Raw genomic sequence first — 552 nt, 5'->3', positions numbered from 1 at the left:
GCTGCGCGAGGCCGGGCCGCTCGTGTACCTGAGCAAGTACGACGTCTACGCCTTCGCCCGGTACCGCGAGGTGTACGACGCGCTCGTCGACTGGCAGGAGTTCCAGTCCGCGGCGGGGGTCGGCCTGTCCAACTTCCGCTACGAGAAGCCGTGGCGGCCACCGAGCCTGCTGCTGGAGGCCGACCCGCCGCGCCACGACGCGCCGCGCCGCGTGCTGCAGAAGGTGCTCAGCCCCCGGTCGCTGCGCCGGCTGCGCGAGGGATGGCTCGCCGACGCCGAGGATCTCGTCGAGCAGCTGCTCTCCGGCACACGGGAGTTCAATGCGGTCGCAGCGCTGGCCGAGGCCTTCCCGCTGCGGGTGTTCCCCGACGCGGTTGGCATCCCCAAGGAGGGCCGGGAGAACCTGCTGCCCTACGGGGACCACCTGTTCAACGCCTTCGGCCCGAGCAACGACCTGGTGGCCAAGGGCGCCCCGCGGGTCGCCGAGCTGTCCGGCTGGGTGAACGCCCAGTGCGCGCGGAACGTGCTCAGCGACGACGGCTTCGGCGCGCA

Annotated in this window: 1 pseudogene; it reads left to right on the top strand. The window is 72.3% G+C overall.

What is annotated here, in order from left to right:
• A pseudogene (locus E4P42_RS26820) lies at nucleotides 1-552 on the top strand (cytochrome P450); the annotation flags it as partial.

The organism is Mycobacterium sp. PS03-16, from assembly GCF_004570325.1.
Lineage (GTDB): Bacteria > Actinomycetota > Actinomycetes > Mycobacteriales > Mycobacteriaceae > Mycobacterium.
Note: the sequence above shows the minus strand (reverse complement) of the source record. Positions and strands in the feature narration are given on the sequence as shown.